Annotated in this window: 10 protein-coding genes; 4 read left to right on the top strand and 6 right to left on the bottom strand. The window is 71.9% G+C overall.

Annotated elements, in window-relative coordinates; translation table 11 throughout:
• Window positions 1–879 (bottom strand): TetR/AcrR family transcriptional regulator (locus tag AOK15_RS28520; protein ID WP_079058758.1); only part of this gene is annotated, 879 nt, incomplete at its 3' end.
• An 87-nt stretch (window positions 880–966) separates the two neighbouring features.
• Between AOK15_RS28520 and AOK15_RS28515 the strand changes: the two genes are divergently transcribed.
• The 3 genes from AOK15_RS28515 to AOK15_RS28505 all read left to right on the top strand — a co-directional run bounded on the left by AOK15_RS28515 (window position 967) and on the right by AOK15_RS28505 (window position 4,563).
• Complete coding sequence (locus AOK15_RS28515) at window positions 967–1,983, top strand: ATP-binding cassette domain-containing protein (RefSeq protein WP_055521224.1); 1,017 nt, start codon at window positions 967–969, stop codon at window positions 1,981–1,983.
• Complete coding sequence (locus tag AOK15_RS28510; protein ID WP_240508632.1) at window positions 1,980–2,882, top strand: ABC transporter permease; 903 nt, start codon at window positions 1,980–1,982, stop codon at window positions 2,880–2,882. Before AOK15_RS28515 ends, AOK15_RS28510 begins: the two co-directional genes overlap by 4 nt.
• A gap of 160 nt (window positions 2,883–3,042) precedes the next feature.
• Window positions 3,043–4,563 (top strand): cellulase family glycosylhydrolase, encoded by a 1,521-nt coding sequence (locus AOK15_RS28505; protein ID WP_055521223.1) that lies wholly within the window; start codon window positions 3,043–3,045, stop codon window positions 4,561–4,563.
• Window positions 4,564–4,630: 67 nt separating this feature from the next.
• Here the strand turns inward: AOK15_RS28505 and AOK15_RS28500 are convergent, their stop codons facing one another.
• Entirely contained in the window at window positions 4,631–6,046 is a 1,416-nt protein-coding gene (locus tag AOK15_RS28500; RefSeq protein WP_055521225.1) for a penicillin-binding transpeptidase domain-containing protein, read from the bottom strand.
• 219 nt (window positions 6,047–6,265) lie between these two features.
• Here AOK15_RS28500 and AOK15_RS28495 point away from each other — a divergent pair, with 219 nt between their 5' ends.
• Window positions 6,266–7,873 carry an alpha/beta hydrolase gene (locus tag AOK15_RS28495; RefSeq protein WP_055521222.1) on the top strand — a complete coding sequence of 536 codons (1,608 nt, stop codon included), beginning with the start codon at window positions 6,266–6,268 and terminating at the stop codon, window positions 7,871–7,873.
• 91 nt (window positions 7,874–7,964) lie between these two features.
• Here AOK15_RS28495 and serC read toward each other — a convergent pair whose 3' ends face one another.
• From serC to AOK15_RS47390, 4 genes are all read right to left on the bottom strand, one after another.
• Window positions 7,965–9,083, bottom strand: a complete 1,119-nt coding sequence (gene serC, locus AOK15_RS28490) for a phosphoserine transaminase (RefSeq protein ID WP_055521221.1) — start codon at window positions 9,081–9,083, stop codon at window positions 7,965–7,967.
• Window positions 9,084–9,093: 10 nt separating this feature from the next.
• Entirely contained in the window at window positions 9,094–12,540 is a 3,447-nt protein-coding gene (locus AOK15_RS28485; RefSeq protein ID WP_055521220.1) for an NACHT domain-containing protein, read from the bottom strand.
• A 383-nt stretch (window positions 12,541–12,923) separates the two neighbouring features.
• Window positions 12,924–14,213 carry a cytochrome P450 gene (locus tag AOK15_RS28480; protein ID WP_055521219.1) on the bottom strand — a complete coding sequence of 430 codons (1,290 nt, stop codon included), beginning with the start codon at window positions 14,211–14,213 and terminating at the stop codon, window positions 12,924–12,926.
• Window positions 14,194–14,356 (bottom strand): DUF742 domain-containing protein (locus AOK15_RS47390; protein WP_240508633.1); only part of this gene is annotated, 163 nt, incomplete at its 5' end. The genes AOK15_RS28480 and AOK15_RS47390, both read right to left, overlap by 20 nt.

Here is a 14,356-nt window from a genome sequence, read left to right as displayed (position 1 = left end):
CCCCTGGCCCCCGTCCTTGTTTCCGGCCCTGTCCTCGGCCCTGGGCCCGTCCTCGGCCCCGTCCTTGGCCCTGGCCCCGTCCTCGGCCCTGGCCCTGTCCTCGGTCCCGTCCCCGGCCCCGGCCCGCCGGGCCACCAGGACCTCCAGGCCGTCGAGGATGCGCTGGAGCCCGAACTCGAAGTGGTCGAAGTCGCGGCCGAAGGCGTCCTCGGAGAGTCCGGCCAGCATCGGGTAGCGCCCGGACGCCATGAACTTCTCCAGCACGGGGGCCTGCGCCGCCCAGAACTCCGTGTCGGTGAGCCCTGTGCGCCGCTCCACCTCCGCCTCGTAGAGCTGGGTGCGGGCCGCCCCGACCACATAGCCGTCGACCGCGACGATCGCGGAGACCAGCTCCGGGTCGGTCAGGCCCATGGACTTGATGCGGGAGAGCATCTTCTCCATGCCGTCCAGCGCGCTGGGTCCGAGGATCGGCCGGCTCTGGTTGACCTGGAGCAGCCAGGGATGGCGGCGGTAGAGCGCGAGGGTTGCCCGGCCCAGCGCCTCCAGCGCCGACCGCCAGCCGCCGTCCCCGAGGTCGGCCGGATCGTCGGAGGGGCGCTGCACCCGGTCCAGCATCAGGTCGAGCAGCTCGGCCTTGCCGGGCACGTAGCGGTACAGCGACATCGTGCCGGTCCCCAGCTCCGTGGCGACCCGTCGCATCGACACGGCCTCCAGCCCCTCCGCGTCCGCGACCCGGACCGCCGCCTCCACGATCCGCTCCAGGGTGAGCCCCGGCTTGGGGCCCCGGCTGGGGCGCCGCCCCGTGTCCCACAGGAGTTCGAGCGTACGGACGATGTCGCCGCTGCCGCTGGTCCGCGTACCGCCCTCACTGCCTGTCATGTGCCGAGTTTAGGTCACCCCGAAAAAACTGGGTACGACGTACGCGAAATCGAGTACGGTGTACTCAGTTCTAGCGAAGGGGGACCCATGAGCGACGGAAACGGCGACGGGTACGCGGTACGGGCGGAGGGCCTGGAGAAGCGGTACGGCGAGAAACGCGCGCTCGACGGATTCGACCTGGCCGTCCGCGAGGGCACGGTCCACGGCCTCCTCGGGCCGAACGGCGCGGGCAAGACCACGGCCGTCCGCATCCTGTCCACTCTCGTCCGGCTGGACGGCGGGCGGGCGACGGTCGCCGGGCTCGACGTGGCCCGGCGGCCCCGCGAGGTCCGGTCGAGGATCGGCCTCACCGGCCAGTACGCGGCCGTGGACGAGGTGCTGACAGGGCGACAGAACCTGGAGATGTTCGGTCGGCTCTTCCATCTCGGCGGCCGGCGGGCGAGGCTGCGCGCCGCCGAACTGCTCGACCGGTTCGACCTCACCGACGCCGCCGACAAGGGCGTCGGCACCTACAGCGGCGGTATGCGGCGCCGGCTGGACCTCGCCGCCTCGATGATCCTCGCCCCGGCCGTCCTCTTCCTGGACGAGCCGACCACCGGCCTCGACCCGCGCAGCCGCGGCGAGGTCTGGGACTCGGTGCGGGCACTGGTCGCGGGCGGCACGACCGTCCTGCTCACCACGCAGTACCTGGAGGAGGCCGACCGGCTGGCCTCCCGCATCACTGTCATCGACCAGGGCCGGGCCATCGCGGACGACACCCCCGACGGGCTGAAGAACACCGTGGGCGGCGACCGTGTCGAGGTCGTCGTGGCCGACCGCGCCGACATCCCGCACGCCGTGAAGGCCGTCGCCCGGGTCGCCGACGGCGAACCGGAGGCGGACGAGACCGAACTGCGTGTGCACGCGCCGGTGACCGACCGGGTGAACGCCCTGACGGAGGTGGCCCGCACCCTCCAGGACGAGGGCGTCGCCGTCGAGGACATCGGCCTGCGCCGGCCCAGCCTGGACGACGTGTTCCTGCGGCTGACCGGGCACCGCACCGAACCGCCCGGCGTGCGGGACACCCCGCCGTCCGCGCCGCAGCCGAAGGGGGCCGTCGCATGAGCACCCGTGTCAGCCCTGATGCCCGCCCGAGCGCCGGGGCCGGCTCCCGCTCCGCGGCCGGAACCGGCCCCGGCGCCCCGGACCTCACCGACCTCACCGACCTCCCCGTCCGAAGCCGTACGTACTGGCTGCTCGCCGACGTCGGGAACATCGTCCGGCGCGGGCTCACCCACTACCGGCGTCAGCCGGTCAACATCGCCTGGCAGCTGGGCTTCCCGATCCTGTCCGTCCTCCTCTACGGCTATGTCGTCGGCAGCGCCATGCAGGTGCCCGGCGGCGGCGACTACCGGGACTTCCTGATGCCGGGCATGTTCGCGATGACGATGGCCTTCGGGTTCATCAACACCGCGACCCTCGTCGTCCACGACTCCACCAAGGGCGTCATCGACCGCTTCCGCTCCATGCCGATGGCGCCGTCGGCGGTGGTCGCCGGGCGGGGGGTCACCGATCTGGTGGTCGCCTGCGCGGAGTTGGCCATCATGATGCTGACGGCCCTCGCGATGGGCTGGCGCCCCGACGCCGACCTCGGCTTCCTGGCCGCGTTCGGCCTGCTGCTGTGGCTGCGGTTCGCGCTGATCTGGATCGGGGTCTGGCTCGGCCTCCTGGTGCCCAACCCGGAGGCGGCGGGCGGCCTCTTCGTGGTCGCCTTCCCGCTGACGATGATCTCCAGCATCTTCGTGGCCCCGCAGCTCATGCCCGACTGGCTCGGCTGGGTCGCCGCCTGGAACCCGCTCTCCTCCACGGCGGCCGCCACCCGCGAGCTGTTCGGCACCCCGGTCGGCGGCGGTGACTCCTGGATCGAGCAGCACGCCCTGCTGATGGCGGGCGTGTGGCCGGTGGTGCTCACACTGGTCTTCCTGCCGCTGGCGGTGCGCAGGTTCCGGAGGCTGAGCCGCTGACCCGCCCGTGGCCCTCGGGCCGCACCGAGAGGCGTCCGGCGCACAACGAGGCGTCGGACGCCTTGACGTGTTCATGCGACCTGTCTTCCATGGGGGGTGCGGGCGATGGGAGCGCTCCCATCTGTTCCGGGCCCGCGCCTCCCGAGGAGGAAGCAGCGTCATGTTCCGCAGCTTACGGAGAACTCTGGGCGCCCTGTGCGCGGCCGCCGCCGTGCTGGTGCTGCCGATGGCCGGCGGTGCCCCGTCGGCCGCGGCCGCCGAGGCCGCCGCCGGTGCCGGCTACTGGCACACCAACGGGCGCCAGATCCTCGACGCGAACAACCAGTCGGTGCGGATCGCCGGCATCAACTGGTTCGGCTTCGAGACCACCAACCACGTGCCCCACGGCCTGTGGTCCCGCGACTACAAGAGCATGATCGACCAGATGAAGTCGCTGGGCTACAACACCCTGCGCATCCCCTACAGCGACGACATCCTCAAGCCGGGCACCATGCCCGACAGTCTCAACTTCGACGGCAAGAACACCGATCTGCGCGGTCTGACCTCGCTCCAGGTCCTGGACAAGTTGGTCGCGCACGCCGGGCGCAGCGGGCTGAAGGTCATCCTCGACCGGCACCGCCCGGACTCGGCGGGCCAGTCGGCGCTCTGGTACACCTCGACGGTCCCCGAGTCGACGTGGATCGCCAACCTCAAGGCCCTCGCGACCCGTTACAAGGGTGACTCCACCGTCATCGGCATCGACCTCCACAACGAGCCGCACGACCCCGCCTGCTGGGGCTGCGGCGACACCTCCAAGGACTGGCGCCTGGCCGCCGAACGCGCCGGCAACGCGGTGCTCGCCGCCAACCCCGACCTGCTGGTCCTCGTCGAGGGCGTCCAGTCGTACAACGGCGTCTCGGGCTGGTGGGGCGGCAACCTGATGGGCGTCGCCGACCACCCCGTACGGCTCGACGTGCCGAACCGGCTCGTCTACTCCGCGCACGACTACGCCACCAGCGTGGCCCAGCAGAGCTGGTTCAGCGACCCGAACTTCCCCAACAACATGCCCGGCATCTGGGACCGGTACTGGGGCTACATCTTCAAGCAGAACATCGCCCCCGTCTGGGTGGGCGAGTTCGGCACGACCCTCCAGGCCACGGTCGACCAGCGCTGGCTGGCCGCCCTGGTGACCTACCTCCGCTCCACCTCGACGTACGGCAACGACTCCTTCCACTGGACCTTCTGGTCCTGGAACCCCAACTCCGGTGACACCGGCGGCATCCTCAAGGACGACTGGCAGACCGTCGACACCGTGAAGGACGGCTATCTGACGAGCATCAAGGCGCCGGGCTTCCCGCCGGGCGGCGACCCCGGTGACCCCGGTGACCCCGGCGGCGGGACGCCCGCCTGCGCCGCCGTCTACACCGTCAGCAGCGACTGGGGCGGCGGCTTCAACGCCGAGGTGAAGGTGACCAACAGCGGGACGACCGCGCTCAAGTCCTGGAAGGTCACCTGGACCTGGAGCGGCTCCCAGAAGGTCACGAACATGTGGAACGCGTCGTACACCCAGAGCGGTGCGACGGTCACCGCGACGAACGCCGCCCACAACGGCGCCCTCGCCGCGGGTGCCTCGGCGACCCTCGGCTTCGGGGGTACGCCCGGGGGCGGGGGTGTGCCGAGCGTGAGCTGCACGGCGACCTGAACCCGAGGGGCGCCCGGTGGCCGCCGGGCGCCCCGTCGGTGTGCAGCGTCCAGGAGAGTGCAACCGTTCAGGAAAGGCCGGCGAGCAGTCTCTTGCCCACGGCGACGGCCGGTTCGGCGGCCTTTCGGGGGTCCGCCCCGGACGGCTGGTCCTCTACGCGGACGGCCACGGCGACCGGGTGGCCCTGCGCGCCGTCCGTGTACGCGATGAACCACGCGCTGCCCGTACCGTCCCGGCCGTCCGTGACCCACGCCGCCTGCGCGCCCGTCCCGGACCCCGCCTTGTCCCCGCCTCCGGACAGCACCTCGTCCGCGGCGGTCCCGAGCGCGTCCCTCAGCGCGTCGGCCGTGCCGCGGGAGACGGCCCGGCCGGTCCGGCCGGACGTCTTCGGCCGCACGGTGCCACCGTCGGCCTTCGTCACCCGCTCCACCAGCGAAGGGCCCACCAGCCGCCCTCCATTGGCGACCGCCGCCGCGACCCGGGCCATCGCCAGCGGGGTCGCCCGGACGTCCCCGGCGCCGATGCCCGTGAGGGCCGTCGCGGGACGGGACACGCCCGCCCGGGGGTAGCCGCTCTCGGCGACCCGCACGGGGACGGTCAGCGTGTCGTCGTTGAACCCGAACCTCTCGGCCACCGCACGCAGTTCGTCCGCACCCAGCTCGAACGCCAGCTTGGCGAAGACGTTGTCGCAGGAGAGGCTCAGCGCCCGCGCGATCGGCGCGTCCTCGCACCCGGGGGACGCGCCGGTCACCCGGGTCGTCGACTGGGGCAGCACATAGGTGAGAGGGCTGTCGGTGCGGGCGTCCACCGACGCGTACAGCCCCTTCTCCAACGCGGCCGCCGCGACCACCACATGGAAAGTCCCGCCCGGCGCGCCGACCTCGCGCAGCGCCCGGTTGAGCAGGGGCGAGCGCCGGTCGGCGTTGAGCGCCCTCCACGCCTTCGCGTCCGCCCCGCCGTGACCGCTGAACGTCCCCGGGTCGTACGAGGGCGTACTGACCACCGCGAGCAGCGCCCCCGACTCGGCGTCCAGGGCCACCGCGGCGCCCCGCCGGTCTCCCAGCGCGTCGAACGCGGCCTTCTGGGCCTTCGGGTCGATCGTCGTCATGACGTCGCCCGAGGCGTTCCCGGACGCGTCCGCGGCCAGGACGTCGCCGTACGCGGATTCCAGGCCCGCGTTGCCGAAGGCCGTCGACCGGAATCCGGTGACCGCCGCGTAGAGCGCCCCGTCGGTGTAGGTGCGTTCGAAGGGCGCCTTGTCCTCGCCCGTCCTCCGTGAGCCCGTGACGGGCGCGTCCCCGACGAGGATGTCGCCGAGGCCGGGGTGCGGCGATGCCCTGTCCGTGCGCCGAGTGCCGTCCCCCGTGGCGGGTTTGTCGGCGGAGCCGGTCGGTGAGCCGCCCTGGTCGCAGCCGGCCGACAGAACGGCCAGCGCGACGAGAGCACTCGAGACGCCGAGCGCCCCCCTGATCGTCGAGTGCATGAGCACAGCGTAGGGAGTTCCGGAGCGCTCCGGGCGGTGGACGGTTGTCCCGGTTGCGGGTAACTCACCTTGTCTGTGCGTGATTTGAGTAATTCCAATGACTCAATTCGGTCAAGTCTTGGTCGAATCTGTTTATGCGCGGCGTGATCTTCAGGAACCATGCGGCACGGGCCGCGTACCTCGCGGACCTGGAACCCCCCTCACTTCAGAGAGAACTCCATGAAGAGAAGCGCAGCCGTGTTCAGCGGCGCCACCGTCGTTCTGGCCGGGACGCTCGCAGCCGCCCCCGCCAGCGCCAGCGCGCCGCACTCCGTGAACACCGTGCAGGTCGCCGCCGCGAAGGTCTCCTGGAAGAAGTGCGCCACGGACAGCGCCCCGACGATGCAGTGCGCGTCGGTGAAGGTGCCGCTGGACTACGCCAAGCCGAGCGGGAAGAAGATCACGCTGGCCCTGTCCCGCGTGCCGCACACCGCGAAGAAGTACCAGGGCCCGCTGCTGGTCAACCCCGGCGGCCCCGGCGGCAGCGGCCTGGGCCTGGCCGGTTTCGTCGCCGGCTCCCTGCCCAAGGCCGTCGCGTCCCAGTACGACGTCATCGGCTTCGACCCGCGCGGCGTGGGAGCCAGCAAGCCCGCCCTGAACTGCAAGCCGGGCCACTTCAACCCGGTGCGCCCGGACTCCGTGCCCAGCACGCCCGCCCTGGAGAAGGCCAACCTCGACCGCGCCCAGTCCTTCGCCGCGGCCTGCGCCGCGAAGTACAAGGACGCCCTGCCGCACATCAACACGGCCAACGCCGTGAAGGACATGGACGCGATCCGCAAGGCGCTCGGCGCCAAGAAGATCAACTACTTCGGCTACTCGTACGGCACCTACCTCGGCGCCGTCTACGCCAAGCAGTACCCGGACCGGGTGCGCCGCCTGGTGCTCGACTCCATAGTCGACCCGACGGGCGTCTGGTACGAGGACAACCTCGACCAGGACTACGCCTTCGACAAGCGCCACAAGGCGCTGATGAAGTGGATCGCCAAGAACAACGCCACCTACAAGCTCGGCACCGACCCGGCCAAGATCGAGGCCAAGTGGTACGCCATGCGGGCCGACCTCGCCAAGAAGCCCGTGGGCGGCAAGGTCAAGGTGGGCGCCTCCGAGCTGGAGGACATCTACATCCCCGGCGGTTACTACAACGGCTACTGGCCCACGCTCGCCGAGGCGTTCGCCGCCTACGTGGGCGACAAGAACGCCGAGCCGCTGGTCGAGGCGTACCAGAACATCGCCGCCGTGGACGCCTCCGGCGACAACGGCTACAGCGTCTACACCGCCGTGCAGTGCCGTGACGCGTCCTGGCCGCGCAAGTGGAGCACGTGGCAGAAGGACAACTGGGCCGTCTACAAGAAGGCGCCCTTCATGGCCTGGAACAACACCTGGTACAACGCGCCGTGCGCGTTCTGGCCGACCAAGACCCTCAAGCCGGTGAACGTCGCCAACTCCAAGATCCCGCCGGCGCTGCTGTTCCAGGCGACGGACGACGCGGCCACCCCGTACCAGGGTGGCCTCACCGTCCACAAGCTGCTCAAGAACTCCAGCCTGGTCGTCGAGCAGGGCGGCGGCAACCACGGCATCTCGCTGAGCGGCAACTCCTGCCTCGACAAGTACCTGGCGACCTACCTGAGCAACGGCAAGGTGCCGAACGGCAAGGGCCAGATCGACGCCGTCTGCAAGAAGCTGCCGGACCCGAAGCCGCAGGCCGCGCAGAAGATGTCGGCGCAGTCGGGCGCGTCCACCGCGACGGGCGGTGCCGCCCTGCACGGCATCCTCGGCTTCCGCGGCTGATTCCGCACGACACGGGCAACACCCCGTAGGACGACACGAAGGGCGCCCGGTGACCCCACCGGGCGCCCTTCGGCGTCGTACCGCTGAACGGTCAGAGCTTCTCGATCACGTAGTCGACGCACTTCGTGAGGGCCTCGACGTCCGCCGGGTCGATCGCCGGGAACATCGCGACGCGCAGCTGGTTGCGGCCGAGCTTGCGGTACGGCTCGGTGTCGACGATGCCGTTGGCGCGCAGGGCCTTGGCGACGGCCGCGGCGTCGATCTCGTCGGCGAAGTCGATCGTGCCGATGACCTGCGAGCGCTTGGCCGGGTCCGACACGAACGGCGTCGCGTACTTGGACTCCTCCGCCCAGCCGTACAGACGGGTCGAGGAGTCCTTCGTGCGGGCCGTGGACCAGGCGAGACCGCCCTGGCCGTTGATCCACTCCAGCTGCTGGTTCAGCAGGAACAGCGTGGCGAGCGCCGGGGTGTTGTACGTCTGGTTCTTGCGGGAGTTGTCGATCGCCGTCGGCAGCGAGAAGAACTCCGGGACGTGCCGCCCGCTCGCGTGGATCCGCTCGGCACGCTCGATCGCGGCCGGGGAGAACACCCCGATCCACAGGCCGCCGTCGGAGGCGAAGGACTTCTGCGGGGCGAAGTAGTAGACGTCCGTCTCGGCGATGTCCACGGGCAGACCGCCCGCGCCGGACGTCGCGTCGACCAGGACGAGGGCGCCCTCGTCGGCACCGGCCACCCGCTTGATCGGGGCGGCGACACCGGTGGACGTCTCGTTGTGGGTGAAGGCGTAGACGTCGACGCCCGCCTCCGCGACCGGCTCCGGGTGCGTGCCGGGGTCGGAGGAGACCACGGTCGGCTCGCCCAGCCACGGGGCGAGCTTGGCGGCCTTGGCGAACTTCGAGCTGAACTCGCCGAAGGTCAGGTGCTGGCTCTTGTTCTCGATCAGGCCGTGCGTCGCGACGTCCCAGAACGCGGTGGAGCCGCCGTTGCCGAGGACCACCTCGTAGCCCTCGGGCAGGGAGAACAGCTCGCTGATGCCCTCGCGCACCTGGCCGACCAGGTTCTTCACCGGGGCCTGGCGGTGGGAGGTGCCGAGCAGGGAGGTGCCGGTCGCGGCCAGCGCGTCCAGCGCCTCCGTCCGCACCTTGGAGGGGCCAGCGCCGAAACGTCCGTCGGCGGGCTTGATGTCAGCGGGGATCTGGATATCAGCCACGGGTGCGAGCCTATCGGCTCCGCGAAACCTGGGCGAAACGTCGTCCGTCCGATGAGACGGTGCCCGTGCCGGGGCCGATGTCGCGGGCCCGGTCGCTCATCTGGTCCCAGAAACGGCGCATCCCGGCGACCGGCACCCCGCGCTGCCACGGGGCCTCCCGCCGCAGCCGCAGCGAGGCCCACGCCCACGGCTGCCACTTCTTCAGCATGTCCCGCTGGTGCAGGCAGAAGACCTCGCTGAACTCCATGCGCAGGCTCTCCACCTTGGCCGGATACGGGCACATCTTCAGCCGGCAGTCGTCCGTGCAGTTCGAGCCGGGCTGCGCCGCGCGCTCCGCCCCGCGCACTGGGCTCAGCCGCGTGCGGTCCTTGCGGACGCACGACGGCATCTGGGTCGGCTCCCGCGCACACAGCTCCAGGATGCGGAACGCGTCCTTCGGACGGTGCGCCCGCTCACCGAGCACCATCAGCAGCAGGACGTCCGCGAGCAGCTGCTGCGCCGTCGGGTCCAGGGTGCTCCAGCCGGTCGACGGCGTTATCCACAGGTTGTGGGCGCGCTGCTCGCCCGGCAGCCCCACCTCCGTGCCGATGCAGGACGCCACGGCCGCCTCGTCGATCCACAGGAACCGCTCCGGCCGCCGCGTCTGCAACGCCCGCACCGCCAGCTTCGCCGCCCCCGCCACCAGCGGATGCTCCGCGCGGCCCCGGTCGCCCAGCGCCAGCCACTCCCGCACCTGCCCCCTCGGATCGGAACCGGGGCCGCGCATCGGCTGGTCGGCGGCGACGTCGTCGGGCAGGCTCCACAGCGTCAGGGCGTGCAGCAGCGTCAGCCGCGTATACCAGAAGGTGCTCTGCTTCAGCAGCTCCTGCGCCTGCTTGACGAGGAACTCCCGGGCCCGGCGGTTCACGCCCGGCCCCGGCCGCCGGTTGGCGGCGAACTTGAAGCCCTGGGCCAGCGCCACCCCCAGACCGATGGGGGCGCCGGGCCCGTCCTCCTCGATCGGGGCGCCGGCCGCGCCGGTCGTCGCCCGCACCCAGTGGTCGAGGTCGTCACGGGGGCTGGCCTGGCGCCGGGCCATCATCGACGAGTCCACGAGCAGCGGCAGCAGCCAGGCCCGCATGGTGTTGCAGTTCCATCTGCCCTTCTCCGTCAGGGCCTCCTCCTCCGCCGCCCTGCGCTCCTCCCGCTCCCGCCGCTCCGCGAGATCCCACTCGAACGAGCGGTGCCCGTCCACCTCGTCCGGCGACGCGGGCATCCGGTCCACCCGGCACCGGCGCTGCCCGGCCTCGACGGAGGCACACGCCTCGGCGAGCTTGCGGCACAGCGACTGGTACGCCGGTTCGCCGCCCGCGCCCACCTCCTTCACCAGCGCCTCCCGCACCCGGCGGTCGGTCTCCTTGCGGCCGATCCGGAACATCACCTCGTACACCGGGTACGCCGGATGCTCGTCGCCGGGCGCGCGGCTGCGCATCGCGGCGAGGCGGCGCACGGCCGTCCCGCACTGCTTCACCAGCGCGAGCTTCGCCTCCCGCAGCCGCGCCGGGTCCTCGTTCCGGCCGAGCCGGTGCCAGTCCCGCTCGATCTCCGTCATGAGGTCCTGCTGCCGGGGCGCGCTGCCGACACTGTCGATCTCCACGGCCGTGCCGTAGCTCTCCAGCGCCCGCAGCCGGGGACTGCCGCGGTCGTCCAGCATCCCCTCGTCGCTCTGCCGTCCGACCGCCTCCCAGGTCTCGGCGGCCTCGCTCAGCAGGTCCTTGGCCTGCGCGGTCAGCAGTACCCGCATCCGGTCGACGGGGCAGTCCCGCGCGCCGGCCCCGGACGGGCCGCACACACAGCGCCCTTTGCGGGACCGGGAGTACAGGGTGAGTGCGATGAGCAGTTCCCGCCCGCCCTGCCGCAGCGCCCGCGCGACGTGCGCGTCGGGCGGGGGCGCCTCGGCGGTGTGCGAGGGGGGTGAGCCCGCCGGGCCCGCGGGATCCGGGGGCCGGAACATCTCGTCCAGGAACCGGGAGCCGAGATACGCCTGCACGATGCTGTGCTGGAAGCGGACCTTGTCGCCGCTCTCGTGGACCAGTCCCATCCGCGTGCCCCAGGTCGCGGCGATCCTGATGTCGACCCGCGGCCCCACCCACCAGTCGGCGCCGCCCAGCGCCTCCTGGCAGGGATGCTGCCGCACCGTCCAGGGCGCGCCCCGCCTCAGGGCGTACGTCCGCGGGCGCCATCGCAGGTCCGCCATCCGCAGGTCCAGGGTGCGGGCGACCCGCCGGTTCCACTCCGTGTTCGGGGCCGCCCGCATCCCGAACCCCCGGCCCCACGACGCGCTGTCCGCCTCCCCGAGGGCCGAACCCAGTTCCCCGAGGCCCACGTCCGCGCTGTCCGAGGCCAGCCCCACGCACGCGAGCGCCGAGATGTACTCCACCACCGCCAGCCTCGTGTCGTGGTCGATCGGCAACTCGGGATGCACGTACCCGTCGACCAGCGCGTGGATCCACGTCTCCATCAGCTCCGCCCGCAGCCGCCAGCTGTCGTAGAGCTGGAGGTCCTGGTCACCGCCGCCGTCCCACAGGGGTTCCAGCAGGTCCTGGGCGTGCAGATCCCTGGCGATCTTCAGATAGATGGGGGACTCCGCCATGTCGGCGGCCTCCACGATGCGGTCCAGCACGGTCAGGTCGGCGCGCCAGCTGCCGCTGCTCGCGATGTACCGCAACGCCGCCTCGTTGCTCAGCGGCTCCAGCTCCGACACGGCCGCCTGCATCGCGCGCAGCGGGTCGTGCGGCCGCGACGCGATGACCAGCGGCAGACCCTCCTCGCCGGCCCGGCGGATCGCGTCCCGGATCAGATTGTCCCGGCGACCGGTCAGATCGTCCTCCGCGAACGCCTCCTCCAGACCGTCGGCGAGGACCACGATCCGGTCCGCCCGCTGTCTGAGCCACCGCCAGATCCGGTCGACCTCGCCCTCGGACCGCACCTTCGCCCGCACGATCTCCCGGAACCGGGCCAGCGCCAACTCGCCGAAGTCCAGCGGCTGGTCGCCCTGCACGTCACGCAGCCGTACGGGGATGGGCACCGCCCCCTTCGCGGCGAGCTTCTGGGCCAGCCGGACCAGCAGCGCGGTCTTGCCGACGCCGACGCCCCCGACGACGACGTGCGGGCGCCGGACCTTCTTGTCGTTGAGGTTCTTCATGACGGCGTTGCAGAGCTGGTCCCGTCCGACCACCTCGTCCATCAGACTCCCGGCCGTCTGCACCAGCCGCCCGGGATCGTGCCGCGCCTGGTACGTGCAGTAGCGGCGGACCTGCCACAGGCGCCAGGAGAGGAAGAGGAGCGTGGAGGCGGCGAACAGCAGCAGCGGCATCGCGACACCGCTGACGGTGTCGCACGCGGCGGCCTTGTTCTTGCACCAAGGCTGCGGCCCGATGTCCTTCACCACGTTCTCGGTGCCGGCCAGGTCCAGCACGGCGAGGACAGCCCACAGGAACCAGTGCCGCCGTCAGCACGGCCACCAGAGCCACCAGCGCCGTCGTGAACGGCGGGTTCCACCACCGCCCGGCGCGGGTGACGCCCCGGTGCAGCAGCCAGCGGCCGCGGAGATGCCAGAAGACGGAGACGAAGGGGCGCCGGAGATGCGCCCAGAACTCGCGGAGAGGACCCGCCTGCGGTGGTCCCGTGACGATCTTGACCTTGTGCGGGTGGAGTGCGTATCCCATCGACCACCACTCCGTCGGCTCGGCCGGGATCGGCCGGGGGCCGACGCTTCCGGGCGCGGGATGTCGAGGCGGAGGGATCCCTGCCTTCAGTTCACCAGCCGGGGCCCGACCCCGCCACTCGACGCGGTGCCGGTCACCGGCCGCCGACCGCGGGCGACGGCGAGAACCGCACCGGCAGCTCCACCAGCCCCCGCAGCCAGGGCGAGGGCCGCCGGACGAGGCTCTCCCGCGGTACGGCGAGGTCGAGGTCCGGCAGCCGGTCCAGGACCACCTCGATACCGGTCCGCGCGATGACCTCGGCGATCTCCCGCGCCGGGAACGGGCAGCGGTGCTCGCCGTGCCCGAAGGAGAAGTGCGCGTTGTTGCCGCCGGTCAGCGCGGAGCCGTGGGTGCGCACGCGGGGGTCGGAGTTGGCGCCCTGGAGGCCCAGGACGAGGAGGTCGCCGGCGCGCAGGGCACGGCCGCCGAGCCGGGTGTCGCGGGAGAGCCAGCGACCGGCCGCGTTCTGGATGGGGGCGTCCTCCCACAGCACCTCGTTCATGGCCTCCGCCACACTGCTGCGCCCGCCGAACAGGGAGGCCGCGAACCGCTCGTCGGTCAGCATCAGCCGCAGGGAGTTGCCGATCCAGTCGGTGGTCGGCTGGTGTCCCGCGGCCAGCATGACCATCACGTCGTGCGTGACCTCCTCGACGGAGAAGCCGTGGGCGGAGGCGTTCGCCAGCAGACGGGACACCACGTCGTCGGCGGGACGCTCCCGCCGCTCCGCCACCAGCTGGGTCATCGCCGCCGTCAGCCGCGCCTCGGCGGCCCGCGCCCGGCCCTGCCCGTCGAGGATGTCGGTCAACGCGGCGACCAGGTCCGGCCCCTGCTCCTCCGGGAAACCGAACAGGTACGCCAGCACACGGACCGGCAGCAGCGCCGCGTACTGCGCGACGAGGTCGGCCGCGCCCACCCCGCACACCGCGTCCAGCAACTCGTCCGCGAACCGCTCGGCGTGGCCGCGCAGCGTGAACGCGTCGACCGCCTCCAGCGCCTCGCCGAGCAGCGCGGCCCGCCGCCGGTGCCGTTCGCCGACCGAGCCGAGGATCGAGGGCTGCTCCCGGCTGATCACCGGCAACAGGGGCCAGTCGACAGGGATGTTCGGCCACTGGTTCCACAACCCCGAGTCCCTGCTGAACAGTTCCGGGTCGCTCGTCACCTGGTGCAGCTCGCGGTAGCCCAGCACCAGCCACGCCGGCACGTCCCCGTCGAGCAGCACGGGGACGACCTCGCCGTGCTCGCGCCGCAGCTCGCGGTAGAGGGCGGCGGGGTCACCGTGGAAGCGGGCGCCGGTCAGAGCGACGGGGACGGGGGCGGGCCCGGAGCCGGGGCCCGGTCCGGGTGTCCGGCCGTCCCCGCCGTGCTCAGAGGTTGCGAAGTCCAACTAGTACCTGCTCCAGGATGTCCAGATCGATCAGCGTGGCCTTGTGCGGGTGCCGGGCGCTGACCCGGCCCGCGGCGAGGAGGTCGGACAGCAGCACCTTGGTGATGCTCACCGGCAGCCCCAGCCCGGCGGCGATCTCCACG

The organism is Streptomyces ossamyceticus (assembly GCF_001418475.1).
GTDB classification, from domain to species: Bacteria; Actinomycetota; Actinomycetes; order Streptomycetales; family Streptomycetaceae; genus Streptomyces; species Streptomyces ossamyceticus.
The sequence above is the reverse complement of the archived record's forward strand: the minus strand, read 5'-3'. Positions and strand labels throughout refer to the sequence as shown.

What these genes read in the sequence shown, in the direction of transcription:
- AOK15_RS28510 (WP_240508632.1), top strand. Translation starts at nt 1,980, where the DNA reads ATGAGCACCCGTGTCAGCCCTGATGCCCGCCCGAGCGCCGGGGCCGGC.
- AOK15_RS28515 (WP_055521224.1), top strand. Translation starts at nt 967, where the DNA reads ATGAGCGACGGAAACGGCGACGGGTACGCGGTACGGGCGGAGGGCCTG.
- AOK15_RS28500 (WP_055521225.1), bottom strand. Translation starts at nt 6,046, where the DNA reads ATGCACTCGACGATCAGGGGGGCGCTCGGCGTCTCGAGTGCTCTCGTC.
- AOK15_RS28505 (WP_055521223.1), top strand. Translation starts at nt 3,043, where the DNA reads ATGTTCCGCAGCTTACGGAGAACTCTGGGCGCCCTGTGCGCGGCCGCC.
- AOK15_RS28495 (WP_055521222.1), top strand. Translation starts at nt 6,266, where the DNA reads ATGAAGAGAAGCGCAGCCGTGTTCAGCGGCGCCACCGTCGTTCTGGCC.